This is a genomic window from Aggregatimonas sangjinii (assembly GCF_005943945.1).
GTDB lineage: Bacteria > Bacteroidota > Bacteroidia > Flavobacteriales > Flavobacteriaceae > Pelagihabitans > Pelagihabitans sangjinii.
On record NZ_CP040710.1, the window covers coordinates 3,880,127 to 3,899,609 of the forward strand.

At 45.3% G+C, this 19,483-nt stretch carries 14 protein-coding genes; all 14 read left to right on the forward strand.

Annotation, left to right across the window (positions count from 1 at the left end):
- Positions 1-45 precede the first annotated feature (45 nt).
- A complete protein-coding gene (locus FGM00_RS16275) occupies positions 46-405 on the forward strand; it encodes a hypothetical protein (RefSeq protein ID WP_138853926.1) in 360 nt (119 codons plus the stop codon).
- A 30-nt stretch (positions 406-435) separates the two neighbouring features.
- Positions 436-1,554 carry a PKD domain-containing protein gene (locus FGM00_RS16280; protein ID WP_138853927.1) on the forward strand — a complete coding sequence of 373 codons (1,119 nt, stop codon included), beginning with the start codon at positions 436-438 and terminating at the stop codon, positions 1,552-1,554.
- A gap of 5 nt (positions 1,555-1,559) precedes the next feature.
- Positions 1,560-2,210, forward strand: coding sequence for a hypothetical protein (locus FGM00_RS16285; RefSeq protein WP_138853928.1), 651 nt, complete (start codon positions 1,560-1,562; stop codon positions 2,208-2,210).
- A gap of 10 nt (positions 2,211-2,220) precedes the next feature.
- A complete protein-coding gene (locus FGM00_RS16290; RefSeq protein WP_138853929.1) occupies positions 2,221-2,838 on the forward strand; it encodes a hypothetical protein in 618 nt (205 codons plus the stop codon).
- 353 nt (positions 2,839-3,191) lie between these two features.
- On the forward strand, positions 3,192-3,554 hold the full coding sequence (locus FGM00_RS16295) for a DUF4870 domain-containing protein (protein WP_138853930.1): 363 nt from the start codon (positions 3,192-3,194) through the stop codon (positions 3,552-3,554).
- Positions 3,555-3,687: 133 nt separating this feature from the next.
- Positions 3,688-4,161: a hypothetical protein gene (locus tag FGM00_RS16300; RefSeq protein WP_138853931.1), complete on the forward strand. Its 474-nt coding sequence runs from the start codon at positions 3,688-3,690 to the stop codon at positions 4,159-4,161.
- A 511-nt stretch (positions 4,162-4,672) separates the two neighbouring features.
- Positions 4,673-4,897 (forward strand): hypothetical protein, encoded by a 225-nt coding sequence (locus FGM00_RS16305; protein WP_138853932.1) that lies wholly within the window; start codon positions 4,673-4,675, stop codon positions 4,895-4,897.
- 27 nt (positions 4,898-4,924) lie between these two features.
- A complete protein-coding gene (locus tag FGM00_RS16310; protein WP_138853933.1) occupies positions 4,925-5,842 on the forward strand; it encodes a class I SAM-dependent methyltransferase in 918 nt (305 codons plus the stop codon).
- A gap of 324 nt (positions 5,843-6,166) precedes the next feature.
- Positions 6,167-10,144: a two-component regulator propeller domain-containing protein gene (locus tag FGM00_RS16315; protein WP_175416255.1), complete on the forward strand. Its 3,978-nt coding sequence runs from the start codon at positions 6,167-6,169 to the stop codon at positions 10,142-10,144.
- A gap of 276 nt (positions 10,145-10,420) precedes the next feature.
- A complete protein-coding gene (locus FGM00_RS16320) occupies positions 10,421-10,849 on the forward strand; it encodes a hypothetical protein (protein WP_138853935.1) in 429 nt (142 codons plus the stop codon).
- Between the two features lie 243 nt (positions 10,850-11,092).
- Positions 11,093-11,572 carry a T9SS type A sorting domain-containing protein gene (locus tag FGM00_RS16325; RefSeq protein WP_138853936.1) on the forward strand — a complete coding sequence of 160 codons (480 nt, stop codon included), beginning with the start codon at positions 11,093-11,095 and terminating at the stop codon, positions 11,570-11,572.
- A gap of 130 nt (positions 11,573-11,702) precedes the next feature.
- Entirely contained in the window at positions 11,703-14,036 is a 2,334-nt protein-coding gene (locus FGM00_RS16330; protein WP_175416256.1) for a tail fiber domain-containing protein, read from the forward strand.
- A gap of 135 nt (positions 14,037-14,171) precedes the next feature.
- Positions 14,172-16,220: a hypothetical protein gene (locus FGM00_RS16335; RefSeq protein WP_138853938.1), complete on the forward strand. Its 2,049-nt coding sequence runs from the start codon at positions 14,172-14,174 to the stop codon at positions 16,218-16,220.
- Positions 16,221-16,441: 221 nt separating this feature from the next.
- Positions 16,442-19,450 (forward strand): tail fiber domain-containing protein, encoded by a 3,009-nt coding sequence (locus tag FGM00_RS16340; RefSeq protein WP_138853939.1) that lies wholly within the window; start codon positions 16,442-16,444, stop codon positions 19,448-19,450.
- Positions 19,451-19,483: the final 33 nt, after the last annotated feature.

Here is a 19,483-nt window from a genome sequence, read left to right on the forward strand (position 1 = left end):
TAGCGCTTATAAAAATTTAATAACAACCCATAAAAACAAGAAATCATGAGAACAATTACAAAAAGAAAAATAACAAAATCAAAACTTCTACTTATGAGCTTTAGCGCGGCCATACTTCTAATGTACGGTTGTGGAAAAGACAGCGTGTTAAACCCTCTAGGAGACTGCTTCGGTGGAAACTGGGCGGAGCAGTATGCGGATGAACTGGTGGCCTGGTCGAATGCCGCTACCTCCTACAGCGAAGATCCCACTCCGACCAAGTGCAGTGAGTACAAAGCGGCCGCCAAAAACTATTTAGACGCCTTAAAGGAAGTCGCAGGTTGTGTACCCACGGCCAGCAAAGCCGAAATCAACGATGCGATCAACGAAGCGAAGGCCGAAGTAGACCGGGAAGGTTGCGATTAGTACACTACGAACTTTTAAATAACTTTTACGATGAAAAACCTAACGTTAAGAATAGCAACGACAGTCATAATGATCACCCTATTCTCATGCAGTAAGGACGATGGGCCAAAGAACGATCCGCCACCCGTCAACCAAGTTCCCGTAGCCGACGCGGGTCCGGACCAAAAAGTGGAAATCGGGAGCACTGTAAATCTTAATGGCATCGATTCGAACGATTCCGACGGGAATGAACTTACTTATAAGTGGACTATAAAAAGTAAGCCTACGGGTAGCATCGCGGAAATTTCCGGAAGTACGGCCGAACAGGCCAATTTTGACTTGGACAAGGCCGGAAACTATGTAGTGGAACTAACGGTATTCGATGGCGAGAAAGAAGCCAAGGATGAAATCACGGTGAGCAATAAAACCCCTATTATCAATTCCATCGATGGGTTTTCCGATTTTTCAAACTTCGAAGCGGGTGACCTTGTGCGAAGAGGCAGGGAATTAGAGATTTCGGGCGCCTACTTCAGTCCGGATGTTTCAGAGATGAGGGTGACGTTGAATGGCAAGGAATGTGAATTGGAATTTCAGCCGGATGGAATACATGCCACAATTCCCGAAGATGCTCAAGGGGGTTCATTGGTGCTATGGGTAGGCGAAGAAAAAGCCGTTCATCCAGCGAAGGTGTTCATAACAACCACCCCTGTCACCGAATTTTCGGAATCCGAACTGCTAGATGAAGAAACACAAGCAGGACCGACTAAATATGAAATCGGCTGTATCGTTAAGCCGAAAAAGAATGGAAAATTCCTTGGTTTTAGAACCATTTTTGGGGCAGAAATGCGCTATACCATTTGGGACGTAGCTACTGGAACAATGATAGCCGATGCCACGGGAGGGCCGAGTGGTGTGAAGTCTTTGCCAGAGCCGGTGTCCGTTCAGGCCGACGTAGAGTATTTAATTACGGTTAATACAAATTCCCACAGGATACTTGGCAATTCGTCCCAAGCCATAATATTCCCGGCCGATATTTTCGGGGAAATCGAAGTAACCGGATATGGATATCATCTGGGAGAAGATCAACTATTCCCTAGCACAATCGTTAGGCAAAATTATGTGATGCCCTATCTAGCCGATGTATATTTTGTTGCAGATATAGAAAATTGAAAAATATGAAAGTCAAAAAACCAACAACCATCAAGACACCCGAACACCTTAAAATGGTAATCGTGCCGTTGCTCAGTATTGTGCTCACTTCATGTATGGGAGAAGTAAAGGAAAAGCTCAATAAAGCCAAGGATGGGCTTTCAAACACCACCACGTTCGTAAAAGAGGTACAAGGCCTAGAGGGCAAGCTCGAGAAATTCAAAGACGCCACTCCTTTGACCAATGAGCAGCTTAAGGAATGGCTACCGCAAAGCCTAGATGGTTTAGAGCGAACCGGTTTTAAGATCGGCCAGACGGGCATGTACCAAGTGAATTCCGTAGAGGGAACCTACAAGGAGACCGAGGGGAACAGAAAATTCAACGTATTGATCATAGATGGTGCCGGGCCCACAGGAAGTATGATGGCCGCAGGGTACAGTATGTTCGGCAAAATGGAAATGGAAACCGAAGACGAATACAAACACCAACGAACGGTAACCAAAGACGGAATAACCGCCCAACAGACCTACAAGAAAAAGACAAACGATACCCAATTACTATTCGCTTTCGAAGAGCGTTTTTTAGTCACCATCAATTCCTACGAAATGAATGTAGACGAAACTTGGAATTTAACGAAGCAATTGAATTTGGACGAACTTGCTAATTTGGCCGAATAAGACAATACACATGAAAAATAGTATTCAACTCATTTCGATTCTCTCAATACTAGTATTGGTGTGTGCCTGCAATGGGACTTCAAAGAAAGAAAGCCCAGTGAAAAAAGAAATGGTTGCAAATGATAAAATGGCGGGCAAAAATAACAAACAGGATGATTTCCTGGAAAATCTGAAGCACACCTCGCCCTTAAACTACTCCGTTTTGGAAGCCTGGTTACCCAAAGGGTTAGGTGGACTTCCACTTGATTTTTCGAAACCCGGTCCTTCCTTGTTTAAGAACTCAAGTCAGATAATAGGCAACTATTTAGATGAACAATCCAAGAAATCGATTCTACTCTTGGTATTGGATACTGCAGGTCCTGAAGGAAATGGCTATGCCAGTAAAAATAAATCGTATGGGAGACTGAAAACCGACATGGAAGTCGATGGAATGGTCATGAAATCGGTCAGCGTTGGGGACGTAGGAGCTGAACAAACCTATATACCAAAGAAGAATAACACGCAACTCTCTTTCGCCAAACACGACCGCTTCATGATTAAAGTTGTCGCCAACAATTTTAATGTTGAAGAAACCTGGTCCTTTATAAATGAATTGGATTTTGAAGCCCTGCGCAACCTTAGCAATTAAGGGCTTGGCTTTTAGCTCTTCGGCAATGTTGTGCGGCTGATCCGAAATTCAACAAAAAAGAATACCAGCCTTATTTTCGCCAATGACGGCCTCAAATTTAGAAAAGGTCAACACAACGTCCGTTCAAGTCACATTTGTAGTTGGTCTTTATTCTATGGGCAAAATCCAATTTTGGTGTTGTTCCATGCCTTTATCAAAGATTTTAATAATTGGTAATCGCCTTGTAAGAGATAATGCATCGAATTGTCCGTTCCCGCGACTATCTGGGTGCTATCACCAAATAAATAGTATTTATCATGTTTACCTTTTCTTAAAAAGAGCACAGATATAAAAGACAATTAAATTATACGTAAATGGAAACCACAAAAACAAAATTAAAGACCACAGCGACGGCAAACGTACACGAAGACGCAAAAAAAATAGCGATAATCTCCTATGTTACTATCATAGGCCTCGTAATCGCTTTCGTCATGAACAACGATAAAAAATTGGATTTCGCGAATTATCACATTCGCCAATCGGTCGGACTTTTTGTAACCGGCCTTGCACTGGGCATTGTAGGCGTCATTCCGATATTAGGGTGGATCATCAACATCCTTGGGATTTTCGTATTGCTCTACATGTGGGTCATTGCGCTAACGAATGCAATGAACGGAAAGCAAAAACCTGCACCTATTTTGGGTAAAAAATATGAGGAATGGTTTAAAGGAATATGAAAAATAAGATGTTATACATCAGCCTTCGCAAATTATCGTATGCCTACAGTCCTAACTTATTCCGAAGGCACTGCTACTCAAAATCTCGTTAGGCATATTAGAATGCACATCACAAAATATTAAAAAGAAAAAAATGAAAAAGTATTCCATACTTTCGATACTCATTCTTAGTCTTATACTTTCCGCCTCCTGCTCCGTAGAAGAGCTACTTAAAGAGGAACCGGGCAATGTAGAGCAATTGACTTCAAACTCCCCATGGACGTTCAATAGCTTTGAATTGGCGTGGGCGACCAAAACTGAAACTGACACGATTACGGATCAGGAGATTGAAAACGAAGTCAATGATAGCTATAAAAACCTTGAGTTTACCTTCAATTCCGATGGCACCGGGCTAACAACAATCCGGAATTCCGAGGAAGAATCCTTGACATGGACTTGGTTTTTCGACGGAAACGATAAACTCTGTTTTGACGGGGTTTGCGGTACGGATAGTTTTACGAACGTCAAACTCAGTGAAAATAACTTTAGCTTCGACCTGACCGCCGGGGCGCCAAGTAATACGGAAGGAGAAAAAATCATTTATTCAGGGAGGTATACCTTTAATTGAACGCTAGGCAGACTTGATATGGGAATCACCGTATCGACCCAACTTTAACACTGTTGAACAACGACATGCATTTTCGAAGGGCGTCTTTTTGGTAGGCTATGAAACTCATCGCATAAATTTATCACGAAAATGCCTTTCACATTCGAAATCATGGCAATCGCAAACGGTATTTGATTTCATACATTCTATACAAGTTTATGCGGCCAACCTTACATTCTTATTAAGTTCATTCATCATAGTAATTATTTTTACAACCAAAATTGACCCATTCTTCTCTATCCCTTCCCCTTCCATAATCTCCCCTAAAAACCCCGGGTAAGCAAACGCTGCTTAGTGTTCGTTAACCTTTTACGACTTAAAGCCATTGAAGTGTGTGTGAACCACAAAATTCAATTGGCAAACACCTTCTCTGAAGAAGTTCAGGGAATACCCTGAATTTGAAAACTCAGGGTAAACCATGAAATTTCAAAATCGTCAAAAAAATAACTTGCATCACATAAATAGCCATATCATGAAAACATCCATAATTATTATCGTCGCACTACTATTAAACACCACCTTGCTAATCGCTGAACCTTTATCTACAATCGTCAAGGATATCAATCCGCTTGTTTTGCTCGGCATTGAACTGGTATTGCTCCTAGGATACGTATTGAACAAATGGCTTAAAGAGTTGCACAGTGCATGTGCAATAGATCTTGGCTACCTTAACATCTTCGTGCTCAAATCAAAATAATTACCGCCCACTTGTAAATAGACCATCATGATTCCACTTCAGCATATTGCCTACCAAAGCGTTGGACTTACCTTATTAAAAGAATTTATCGAAAACGAACAGTTGTCGCAAACCAACTTTTTTCGATTGGATGAACTATTGGCCATCACGGGCTATGAATATCGTCAAGGCAGGATTTCTAAAGAAGAAATCGCTGAAATCAATAACAGCTTTGGAAGAACATTTTTAGAGCATACGCTTCATGGCCGGGGCTTCTTAAAACCAAATGGGTACCCAGGCGATTATCTTTTCTTAGATCGTATTTATACCCATCATATTTCGGCCGATCCCCGATATGGTATTTGGGACCAATATGTGCAGCAGAACGGGGCTCCCGATGCCGTACGCAACCGAAAAGAATATTTTAAACACATGGTACGAGCCAAGGCAAAAACAGTTTCTCGATTAAATGTACTGAACATAATAAGTGGATCTGGTAGGGAATTGGAAGAACTCTATGATTCGGTAACCGATCAAAATATTGATACGACTTGTGTTGAAATAGATGAAGAGGCCATCGAATTCTCCAAAGAATTGAATAAAAATCAGTTAGACCGAATCGAATACGTACACTCCAATATTTTTAGATATCAAACCGAAGAATCGTTCGATTTCATCTGGGCTGCAGGGCTATTCGATTATCTCAATGATAAGGCTTTTATCAAATTGTTGAGGCGTTTCGCCGCTTGGCAAAAGAAAGGAGGTGAAATAGTCATCGGCAATTATAATGAGGCCCATAACCCCAGTAGGGACTATATGGAAATTTTAGGCGATTGGCACCTCATTCACCGCACCGAAGCACAATTGTTACAATTGGCAAAGAAAGCAGGTTTTAGTGAAGACGAAATCCACGTAAGTCGTATGCCTGACAATGTGATTCTATATTTACACATACAAACCCTATAGTCCGCGCGACATTTATCTTGATTTCGGCCTTAGAGACTGTTTGGAAATATGTCGTTAGAATTGTTATGGTCTATTTTTGATGCATTATGAGGCAAAATTTTTGAGCATAGCAGCGCTACGGTCAAAAATTTTAACGAAATAAGGCGCAAAAAGAGGCCCTAAGAAAATAAGCGAGATATTTCCAAACAGTCTCTTAGAACACCAAAACTTCCCGGTGCCGTTCGGCAAATATTATATATACTTGAATTGTAGTACCTTGAGTAGGTGAAACCAGTCAAAAACATAGCCATTCTTGGGAAGAGGATAGGAATCCTAATATGTTTTTTGGGATTGTGTCTGCTTTACCCTCAATCACAAATAACGTTTCGCCAATTATCGGTAAAGGAAGGCTTATCGCAAAACAGCGTAGTATCGATTACGCAAGATAGCACAGGCTACCTTTGGATCGCCACGCAAGATGGGCTCAACAGATATGATGGCCGAAATTTTAATCTGCTCCCGTACTCGTTTGTTGACATTACAAAGCCCGATTATAGTAACCTGGGCAAGGTCTATACGGACCGGAAAGGTGAAGTTTGGATTATCCCACAGAACAAAATACCCCATAAATACAATAAGGACCCTGTAGGATTCGAGCCCATACCCATTGTTGATGACGCAAGTGTGGTTTTTCAGGATAGGGCTTTCAACACCTGGTTCGGTACGTATTCCAGTGGGCTTTTCGTCTTGCCGCATAACGCAGGTGAACCGCTTCAAGTACTCGGGCCGGACGCGATTCAAGGTACGGTGTACAACATTGCACAGCACTCTTTTGGTAACCTCATGCTCGCCAAAGACAATGAAATCGTTTCCTACGATACGACGACGGCCCAGCTCCTTAACATACCGATCAAAACAATTTACGGAGAGCCGATTACCGCCAATTTTAGTGATATCGTATTTGACAAAGAGGGCACGGAGTGGCTTTCGACCTTTGGTCATGGTCTGTATTTTAAAGAGCAGGACGCAACGGCTTATCAACGAATAGACCAACTTGGTTTTACCGATCCGCTACCTGCAGACCTGAACATTACCGATTTGCATTTTGACAAGAAAAACCGACTGTGGATCGCTACCTATGGCGGAGGACTTTACATGATCGAATTCAAACTGCACAAAATTTCACATTTTAAAGTTGCCGAAAACGATCCCAAAACCCTGCATTACGACGATGTGCTCTGTATTTATGAGGATTATTCCGGGACGCTTTGGTTTGGTACCGACGGGGCGGGCATTAGTTATTATGACGAATATCTGGAAAAATTCAATTCGCTTACCAACTATCAAACCCCTGAAAACATTAATATAGATGTGGTGCGTGCCTTGGTAGTGGATGCTAATGAAACCATATGGATCGGTACTTCCGGCAAGGGCCTTACGCGATACGAACCGGCAACCAATAGTTGGCAAGCCTTCAAGGCCAACGGCCTGACCGAAAATACCATTCCTTCGGATAGGGTGATGAGTTTGCTGGTCGATACCGACAATAATCTGTGGATAGGAAGTCAGGGGAACGGACTGAGTATTTTTGACGATCAAGAACGATTTACACACTTTTCGCCCCGAAGCAAGATACCTTTATCGGCCGAAACGATTTGGGATATTTTTAGGGATGAACAAAACCGCTTTTGGCTCGCGACCCGTGAGCAGGGCCTGATTCTGTTCGATAAGGATAAAGGGGAACTAAAAAAGTACAAGACACAGAAAGAACCTGAAAAAGGGCCTCCCGGGAACAACGTTCGGGTGATCGCCTCCGGCAAAAATGGGAGGTTATGGCTGGGAACCGAAGAAGAAGGTATCGCCTCATTTGATCCGACCACCGAAACCTTTATTTGGTATCGGCACTCCTCATCCTCCAATTCCATTGCCAGCAATAACATCAAGTCGTTGTATGAAGATGTTAATGGAATCCTCTGGATCGGAACCAACGGGGCGGGGCTAAGCGCCTTCGACACCAAGAAGAGTTCTTTTCGCTCCTACACCATCGATGACGGTTTGGCGAATAATGTAATCTATGGCATTCTCCCCGATGAGGAACGGAATTTATGGCTCAGTTCGAACAAGGGTATTACCAAATTTGCACCCGGCAATACCCTTGATGACACGCCCTCAATCGTAAATTATGCAAATTACGACGGCTTGGCCACGGAGTTCAATACTGGCGCATATTATAAGGACAGCTCTGGCAATCTTTATTTTGGTGGTCTTGACGGCTTTTATTGGTTTAAACCTACGACCCTAAAGGAAAACAATGTATTGCCAAAGACGTCTATAACGGGTTTACAGATTTTTAACGAGTCACGCCCCTTAACAAAAAAACTTGATTTGAAGCACACGGAGAACACCGTGACTTTTTCGTTTTCGAGCATGCAGTTTTCTCTTCCCGAAAAAAATCAATACCGATACCGCTTGCTGAACTATGAGAAAGACTGGGTACAGGCAGGCAATACCAATTTTGCCAGATACTCCCAATTGCCCCCGGGAACCTATGAATTTCAGGTGAAATCGAGCAACTATGACGGTGCTTGGAACGAAAATGCCGAAAGTTATGAATTCACGATTCGTTCTCCGTGGTATCTAACGCCTCTGGCGAAAGTTGTATATTTTATGTTGTTTTTAACCGGTATCTACGGTATCTACAGCTATCTGAAATGGCGTCTGCGGATGCGGCTGAACCTTCGATTAAAACAGGAAGAGGCGGCAAGATTGCAACGTTTGAACGATTTTAAGACAAAATTGTACACAGACGTATCCCACGAATTCAGGACCCCTTTAACCCTTATTTCCGGCCCCGTCGATGCGAAATTGAGCGAGGGCTCGCTAAGCGAAACCGATTTCACCAACTTTTCGATGATCAAGCGCAATACGAATAGATTGATCGCCCTGGTTGACCAATTGTTGCATTTGGCTAAACTTGAAAAAGGAAAGCTAAAGCTAAAAATTTCCGAAGGTAATCTTGGCCTGTTTCTACAAATGCTTGCCAGTGCCTTCGATTACAGAGCAACCCAAAGGGATATTTCTTATTCTGTTAAGGTGGTCGACCTGGATACAGCTTGGTACGATGAGGACGCCTTGGAAAAAATAGTGACCAACCTGCTTTCCAACGCTTTTAAGCACGGACAGGAAGGGGGCGATTGCCAATTGGAGGCAAGCTGTAAGAATGGACATCTACAACTAAGCGTCAAAAATACCGTGGCTCCCGAAACCGGTCTCAAAATCGAACAACTGTTTTCCCGCTTTTATCAGCAAGACGAACACGCCGAAGGTGCCGGAGTGGGGCTATCCTTGACCAAAGAGCTGGTACATTTACATCAGGGCGAAATTACCGTGGAAATGGAGGAAGGGAACAGCATCCATTTTCAGGTGTTCCTACCCATTCAACGAGAGGTTTATCCCGACCTGAGTCAAGTTGAAATCATTACAGAAACCGCCCAACCTATTTTAGGCCTAGAGGTCAACGGAGTTGAAGTACATCCGATCGCTTCAGAAAATCCGGATAATGAAGAACTCCCCATACTTCTGCTTGTTGAGGACCATAAAGAGGTACGGGAATTCATCAAATCGGTATGGAAGAACAAATTTCGCCTTATTGAGGCGAATAATGGCCGGAGCGGTATCAAAAAAGCCTTGGAAGTCGTTCCAGACCTAATCATAACAGATGTGCGCATGCCCGTTTGCGATGGTATTGAACTGTGCAACACCTTAAAAACCGACGAGCGCACCAGTCATATTCCAATCATTCTTCTAACGGCAGGTGTGGGTGAAGAACAAGAATTAATGGGATTGCAGTCGGGTGCGGACGATTTTATTACCAAACCCTTCAAATTACGCATATTAGAAACCAAGGTAGAGAATCTAATTGCCTCTAGAAAAAGACTGCGAAACAGGTACAGTCAAGAGGTTGTGCTTAAAGCGAAAGATATTGCCGTAACCCACACCGATACCCTGTTCTTCCATCGTGTACAAAAGGTACTGGATGAACAGCTTTCCGATCCCGATTTTAGTGTTGCATCTTTTTGCAAATCCGTCGGCATGAGCCGTATGCAGCTACATCGAAAATTAATGGCGTTTACAGGGCTTTCTACCTCGGCCTTTATTCGCTCGCAACGTTTAAAGCAGGCAGTCCATATTTTGAAGACCTCTGATGCGACCATCAACGAAGTTGCCTATACAGTTGGTTTCAACACCCCGTCCTACTTTATCAAATGCTTTAAGGAAATCTACAAAAAAACCCCTGCGGAGTATTTGAAATCCCTTGATTGATTCCTAATCGATATATGGGTCGGTTTCGTCGAAAGGTATGGCCTCATAAAATGCATATCATGGTTGTAACAATTGGTGCAATCAGGAGGCATATCTATAAACGCTATCCATCGTTTTAACAGGTGGTATTTGGTCAAGCCCCTTAAAATAAAGGAGGTGTGCAATGCACAAACGGTAGCATAAAAGCCATTTGTTACATATGTAGTATAGCTTGTTACATGAATACTATTGACCAGCGCAGAATCGCTATAATTTTAACTGATATAAAAAACAACGATGCGACTCCTTTTCGTCCCATTTAAAGTTCCCCTCATTACGCTCTTGTTCGTCGGGCTATCATTTGCCCAAGAACGGGTTACCAAAGAAGCAAAAATAATCGTAGTGGTCAATGAAAAGTTGGATGCCGTAGAACAAATAGAACTCTATGCCAGCTTTCAAAAATTAAAAGAAAAGCAATTGGAGGAGAAATACGCCCATCATAAATTTTTTCTTGGGGTGTTGAAGGGTACCTATACCATAACTGAAAATTGGATAGTTCCCGGCAAGAATACGACCATCGTAATGTATACTGACAAGCGATTCTATCCGCCCGATCAATTTTACCGAGGTGATGATTTGGCTCCAGGGGACGCACTCAATCTGGGGACAACCATGGCGAAGGTGATTGCGAACAAGCAGGGCGAGCTAATTCTAAAAACTGAATAGCACCATAAAAAACCAAACGATGCAAACGAACAAAATCAACACGGAAAAACTTTTAATACTCGGTATGGCGGTTATTGCCGTCATCCTAATGCTTACCGCGGCTACAACCTAAAAAATTCACTCCCTCATTGTATAGGCTCCGTTTGCGATTCCCCCTAAAATATCCCCCATAAGGTTCAAGAAATTGAAGTGATCGTTAACCTTTTCTGCTTTGATGCATAAAAGAAAAACATAAAAAACTATATGATGAAATTACTACCCACGTATGTACTGCTTGGTATCTGTGCCATTACGAGCGCACAAGCAATCAGCAAAACGGTTATGGCCAGTGGTGGTGAAGCGCTGACTAACGGCGAAATTCACTTGAATTCCACTATTGGCGAACCCCTTATCGGGATGGTTGAAAATGATCTGGCCCTAGACCAAGGTTTTTGGGCAGGCAGCCTCTTTGTAGAACCACTTACCCCTAAGGAAAATTTAGGGGGTATTATTATTTTTCCGAATCCTGTAGAGGAGGAACTCAACATTTTCACGAATAACACGAAAGTGTATGGTATTGCCCTCTTTTCTATGGAAGGTCGTATGGTACTTCAGAAAAAAGTGGACGAATTTGAAACGGAACACCTTATAGATGCTAGCATTCTGGCAAAAGGAGCGTATGTTTTGCAGATTTTTGTAGTAGGGGAAGCCGAAGAGAAGCTATTTAAAGTCATTAAAAAATAAACCATGAAATGAACTCCAGGCAGGTGGATTGGAATAAAATCGTAGAACGATATCCTTCTTATCACAAAAACTGGCCAATACCGGTAAAACCGGAATATCCCCCGTTTTTATGAATACGAAATTTGCTGCCATGAAAATAAACTACATTCTCTTCTTGCTAGCGGTTCTTGTCTCGGGGATGACCATCGCACAGGAAACACAAAAAAACTTTATCAACTACCAGGGCGTCGCCCGCAATGGGGCCGGTCAACTCATGGCCAATGAAAGCATGACCATCGGTATTGCCCTAAAAATAGGGAGCGCAACCGGGGCTGCCGCTTATGCCGAAAACCATTCGATCGTTACCGACGCTAATGGTGTATTCAGCCTTAAGATCGGGAACGGTGATACGGTTTCCGGGGAATACAACACTATCCCTTGGGGAAGTAATGCCACATTTATAACGGTTTTGGTGAACGGTTCGGAAGTCGGATCTACCGAGATAATGGCCGTGCCCTATGCGCTAAGTTCTGGAGACGGCGCCCAACAGGCTGATGAGGTTCCGTATGACAATTCAGTATCGGGACTTACCGCGACCAATGCTCAAGAGGCCATCGACGAACTAGTAGGCAGCGGCGTAGTCGATGCCGATGCCGACCCAGCCAATGAGTTACAGGATATCAGCCTTTCCGGAACCGACCTGAGTATTAGCGAAGGCTCGACGATAGACCTGTCGGCCATAATCCCACCCGGAGGTACCGACGATCAGAATGCGGCAGAAGTATCCTTTGATAATACCACCTCTGGTTTGGTCGCCACCAATGCACAGGCAGCCATAGACGAACTGGCCACAAGCGGTTTGGTAGATACCGATGATCAAGACCTCTCCTTATCAGGGACCACTTCACAGATAACGGACGGTACGGGAGTCGATCTTTCACCCATAATACCCCCTGGAGGTACGGATAGCCAGAATGCGGCGGAAGTGCCTTTTAACAATACCACCTCGGGTTTGGTCGCTACCAATGCACAGGCCGCCATAGACGAACTGGCCACGAGCGGCTTGGTAGATACCGATGACCAGGACCTATCGCTTTCCGGAACCACCTTACAAATAACGGACGGTACGGGAGTCGATCTTTCACCCATTATACCCCCGGGAGGTACCGATGACCAGAATGCAGGGGAAGTACCTTTCGATAATACCACTTCCGGACTTGTGGCTACAAATACGCAGGCTGCTATAGATGAACTCGCAACCACTACCGGAGCTTCGTTGTGGACAGAAAGTGGAGATATTGTCTATAGAAGTAATGGCCAGGTTGGAATTGGCACTGACGACCCTTCAGCACGCTTGGCAATAGTTGGGGAAACCTCTGATTTGTTGCATATTAAATCGACACTAAGCTCCGGTAGTGGCTGGATCAGGTTTAACAATCCCGCAGGGCGAATCGGCTATATTGGCATGTTTAATGGTAATAACGACGTAGAGTTTGGCACCTCTGGCTCGAACGCGACCGGTAAAGTCTATTTGACGACGACGGCTAGACCAAGGCTTACCGTAGCGGCCAATGGCGATGTAGGCATTGGCACCACCGATCCGGAAACTAAACTTCATGTTGCGGGAGGAGCACGTATCGAAGAAGGCATGAGCGCACGGGGGGGATTATTCGTACGAACGAACGGCGGTAGAACGCTTCAACTTGGCGGTCTCAGTGGAAACCAATGGATATTGAACACAAATAACGATAATGGGGATTTGGTATTTCTGTCAAGAAAGGTAAGCGGTGGGACTTCTTCGCAAGGAGTTAATTTTCAAATGCAGCATACCGGCGAATTTAAGATAGGAGGCATAGTAGAAAACGATGCTTGGATGCATATTCGAGAGAATTCAAGGGTCGGCAAACCACACTTAAAGCTTCAAGAGGTCGGAAATGATTACGCAAGGTTGGAATTGACCAATTCCAGCTCCCGTTTTTGGCACCTGGCCGGCTACGTAGGCAATTCCGTTGCCCAAGATCGATTCAACATCTATAATTCAGCGGAAGGCAATATCATTTCGGTGCACGGCAACGGGAATGTCGTTATCAACGGTGCGGTAGCGCATAGCTCTGATCGCCGTCTTAAAAGGGATATTACAGCACTCCCCTACGGTCTTGAAACCGTGATGCAACTGTCGCCCAAAGCCTACTATTGGAAAAAGAACAAGCAAAATGATCAAAGGGCATTAGGGCTTATCGCCCAAGAGGTTCGACCACTGATCAAGGAGGTAGTGCATGGTGCCGACAACGACGAGGATATGTTGAGTATTAGCTATACCGAATTGGTACCGGTGTTGATCAAAGCCATTCAGGATCAACAAGAACTGATTTCCCGGCTTCAGGGTGAACATAGAAACACCAAGTCCGAAATAAGCCTTCTGAAAACCCAATTAGATGAATTAATCGCACTGCGCAACCAACAAGAGGTATCCACAAAAGAATAAACCATAGTTCCAACATCTATTCAACAAATCCAAAGCATGTCTATCAACAAGCGCTCTTTGGATAATTTTTTGGTAAGAATTTCCAATTTCTGTTAACCTTTCACAATGCCACACATCAAAGGAAAACGGGAAATCATGAAAAAAAAGTACTTCATCCTATGGGTAGCGATATTCGTATCAGGAATCGCAATGGCCCAAGAACTACAAAAGAACTTTATCAACTATCAGGGCGTAGCTCGCAATGGGGCCGACCAGCTAATGGCCAACGAAAATATGACCCTTGGTATCACCCTTAAAACGGGAAGTGCTACAGGGGCGGCCGTCTATGCCGAAAACCATTCCATTACGACAGATGCCAATGGGGTTTTCAGTGTGAAGATCGGGAATGGAGATAGTGTCTCCGGTAATTTTGACAATATCCCCTGGGGAAATGAAGCTACTTTCGTAACGGTGCAGGTGAACGGAACGGAAATCGGCACCACCGAAATGATGGCCGTACCCTATGCCCTTAGTTCGGGCGACGCGCCGCAACAGGCCGACGAGGTGCCCTACGATAATGCCGCTTCGGGCCTGACGGCGACAAACACACAAGAGGCCATCGACGAACTGATGGGGAGCAGTACAATTGATGCCGACGCCGATCCCACCAACGAGCTACAGACCATTAGTTTTGATGCTACAAGCAACCAAATAAGTCTTACGGATGGTGGTACGATTACCATCCCAAGCGGAGGCACCGATGCCGATACAGACCCAACCAATGAGTTACAGGACATCAGCCTGTCCGGTACCGGCCTCAGCATCAGCGATGGATCTACCATCGACCTTTCGGCCATCCTTCCACCGGGTGGTACCGATGACCAAAACGCGGCAGAAGTACCGTTCGATAATTCGGCCTCGGGATTAACGGCCACCGATGCGCAAGCGGCAATCGACGAATTGGCCGCCTCAGGGGTTGTCGATACCGATAATCAGAATCTAACATATGATGCAGCTACTAACATACTTGAAATAGAAGATGGGAATACGGTTGATCTGAGTAGTCTTTCCGGCGGTGGAGGTTCAGCATGGTCCCAAGATGGTGATGATGTGTATTACGATACGGGAAAAGTGGGTATAGGCATTATTCCCAATGGCCTACATCAAATTCATGACCCTCTGGAAAGTTATACCCAGTATACCGTAGATGCTTATGGGTCCGAATCCGGCGATGGCTTGGTTATTGGCCTCAGTGATGGTGGGCTTTTTGGACCAGTGGCCCAAATCACGAATCGCGAAGAAGGTCCTTTTATAATTGGTAATGGAGGGATGTCAAACCTTATTCTTGACCGACTTGGCAATATAGAGACGGCTGAAGATTTGTATGTTGGTGGGGCCATAAGTTCAGCAAGTCTAAATGGCGTGGGAACACGAAACGTCATGGCCGATGCCGATGGTAATTTGGTCATTGGAGCTGGAAGTAGCGGTAGTTCGCTATGGTCCCAGGCAGATGAAGATATAAATTATACAGGTGGCAATGTTGGCATTGGTGTCTTTGTGCCCACGGGAAGAACGGAGATTGCGGCAAATTCCACCACCTCCTTTCCGCAACTTGTTTTGAATGAAGATGGCGACGATTTCGCCCGTTTGGCTTTTAAGAATACATTTCATGCGGGAGCCCAGTGGCATATTGCCGGTACCGCACGAAATGGCTTTAGCGGGGCAACAAATTCAAAACTCAACTTTTGGTTTACGAACGATAATGGCGCTGCGGACAGGTTGACGATTACTGGTGCTGGCAATGTGGGTATCGGTACTACAGACCCGGCATCAAAGCTGGATGTTAGTGGTGATATCCGTACTTCTGGCGAAGTTCATAGACCTTCTACCGGAGCGGCCAATATGGTTCCCATCGCATATGGAAATATTGCAGCTGACGGTAGTATAATCTCTGGCAGTGGAAACTTTACCGTAAATAGGATAAGAGCGGGAAATTATCAGATTACAATTATAGGAGAGGCCTATGATGATGGTTATACAGCTCTATTAACCCCTTATAACAACGGTGGGGTATCGGGGTTTATGCAAGGCTCGGTTGGTAGCGATGATAAATTATTCGTTCGACATATCAGTCGGATAGCAGGAGCCGCAGGATCGGCCATTGATATTGATTCGCCCATCGGCTTTCTTGTGTACAAACCCTAGGATAGGGCACTGGGTAAAACCTGACATTTAAACAGCTTACTTCAAGCGAAGAGGCATATTCAAAACATACTTCTGGCTTATTTTGTCTAGTGATTTTTCATTTGTGAACAAGTCTCTTCCAATATGCCGAATTACGAAAACCCTTTTTTAAACCACCTTAAGTTTATGTTAACCTCTCTTTTCAACCTCCATTAAAGGGAAACCATTGAAAACGGGAAATCATGAAAAAAAATTACTTTATCTTTTTATTGGCGATATTCTTCTCCGGAATCGCGATCGCCCAAGATCCACAAAAAAACTTTATCAACTATCAGGGCGTGGCTCGGAACGGTGCAGACCAGATCATGGCCAATGAGGCGATGACCATAGGTATCGCCCTGAAAGTGGGTAGCACTTCCGTTGCGGCCGCCTATGTCGAAAACCATTCGGTCACGACGGATGCCAATGGCGTATTCAGTCTTAGGATCGGTAGCGGGGAAGCCGTTTCCGGAGATTACTACAACATCCCCTGGGGCAGTGCGGCTACCTTCGTAACGGTCTCGATAAACGGGTCCGAGATCGGTACCACCGAAATGATGGCCGTACCCTATGCCCTTAGTTCGGGCGACGCGCCGCAACGGGCCCACCAGGTGCCCTACGATAATGCCGCTTCGGGCCTGACGGCGACAAACACACAAGAGGCCATCGACGAATTGGTCGGAGGCAGTACAGTCGATGCAGATGCCGATCCCACCAACGAGCTACAGACCATTAGTTTTGATGTTGCAAGCAACCAAATCAGTCTTACGGATGGTGGTACGATTACCATCCCCAGCGGGGGGACTGATGCGGATGCGGATCCAGAAAATGAATTGCAGACCCTTGCCTTCGATGCGGGTACCAATGAATTGAGCCTGTCGGATGGGAATACGGTAACGATTCCCAGCGGAGGTACAGATGCCGATGCGGATCCCACCAACGAGATACAGACCATTAGTTTCGATGCGGCAAGCAACCAGATTAGCCTTACCGATGGTGGTACGATTACCATCCCTAGCGGGGGTACCGATGCAGATGCCGATCCTACCAATGAAATTCAAACCATTAGCTTTGATATTGGCACAAATGAATTAAGTCTGTCTGACGGAGGGACCGTTACTTTACCAAGCGGCGGAACCGATGCGGACGCCGATCCAACTAATGAACTACAGGATATTTCTTTAGCGGGTACCGAGCTGACCATTTCTGATGGTTCTACCATTGATTTGGCGCCCATAGTTCCACCAGGGGGTAGCGATGATCAAAACCTTGAATTGACGGCGGACGTATTGAGCATTGAGGGTGGTACGGGTACTGTTGACCTTAGCACCTATCGTGATGATGCCGATGCGGATCCAACCAATGAAATACAAACCTTGAGCTTTGATTCAACCACCAGCGAACTGAGCCTAAGCGATGGTAATACGGTAAGCTTGCCCAATGGGGGTGGCGGTGCAACAAGTATTAACGAACTATCAGATGGAAAAGCAGCTGGAAACTCAGTGTTTCTAGGGTTAAATGCGGGTGCCAATGCCATTACTGATGGCTCAGGTAACAATGTCGCTATTGGCGTAGACGCACTTTATTCCAACACCAGGGGCTATGGAAATACGGCCAATGGGGCATCGGCACTTCGATATAACACCACGGGCGCGCTAAATACGGCCAATGGGGCATCGGCACTTCGATACAACACCACGGGCGAGCGAAATACGGCCAATGGGGCTGAGGCACTTGCTCTCAACACCACGGGCGAGCGAAATACGGCCAATGGGGCATCGGCACTTACTTTCAACACCACGGGCGGGCGAAATACGGCCAATGGGTCTGGAGCACTTGCTTTCAACACCACGGGCGCGCGAAATACGGCCAATGGGGCATCGGCACTTTTTTCCAACACCTCGGGCAGGGAAAATACGGCCAATGGGGCATCGGCACTTTTGTTCAACACTACGGGCGCGCTAAATACAGCCAATGGGGCATCGGCACTTCGATCCAACACCACGGGCGAGCGAAATACGGCCAATGGGGCATCGGCACTTCGATCCAACACCACGGGCGCGCAAAATACGGCCAATGGGGCTGAGGCACTTTTGTTGAACACTACGGGCGCGCTAAATACGGCCAATGGGGCATTGGCACTTTGGTTGAACACTACGGGCCGGGAAAATACGGCCAATGGGGCAGCGGCACTTCGATCCAACACCACGGGCGAGCGAAATACGGCCAATGGGGCTGAGGCACTTTTGTTGAACACTACGGGCGCGCTAAATACGGCCAATGGGGCATTGGCACTTCGATTTAACACCACGGGCGCGCTAAATACGGCCAATGGGGCATCGGCACTTCGATCCAACACCACGGGCGAGCGAAATACGGCCAATGGGGCATCGGCACTTCGATCCAACACCACGGGCGAGCAAAATACGGCCAATGGGGCATTCGCACTTACTTCCAACACCACGGGCGTGCGAAATACGGCCAATGGGTCTGGGGCACTTGCTCTCAACACCACGGGCGCGCTAAATACGGCCAATGGGGGTGGGGCACTTGCTTTCAACACAACGGGCGATCAAAATACGGCCAATGGGGCTCGGGCACTCAGAAGTAATGAGACAGGTAGTTTTAATACCGCTATTGGGAGTGAGGCATTGGAAAATAGTACCGGAAGCTATAATGTCGCAATAGGGCATAACGCGCTCAGTTTGGTTACCGCCGGAGATAACAATATTGGCCTGGGTTCAGATGCAAGGGTTCCAAACACAACAGGGTCGCATCAAGTACGTATTGGCAACACACAAATCACTTATGCGGGTATACAGGTATCTTGGACAACGACTTCTGATGCGCGTTGGAAAGAGCACATACGTGAATTGCCTTATGGCCTTAATATGGTTGCTCAATTACGACCGGTAGATTATAGACGTAAGAATAACAATAAAAAAACACGTGAAATAGGTTTTATAGCCCAAGAAGTTGAACAAGTCTTATCTGACCTGGGGTATCAAGACCAAGGCGTATTGACCAAAGATGACAATGGTTTTATGAGTTTGAGATATAATGATTTTATACCAGTATTGACCAAGGCAATTCAAGAACAGCAGAAGATCATTGACGAGCAAGCAAAAAAAATCGCTGATCAAGAAGAAAAATTTCAAGACCAAGAAGGGCGACTTCAAAAATTGGAAGCCGCATTTTTGGCAAACAACTAGCCTAAAAAATCTTTGGCCTTTTCATGTTAACCT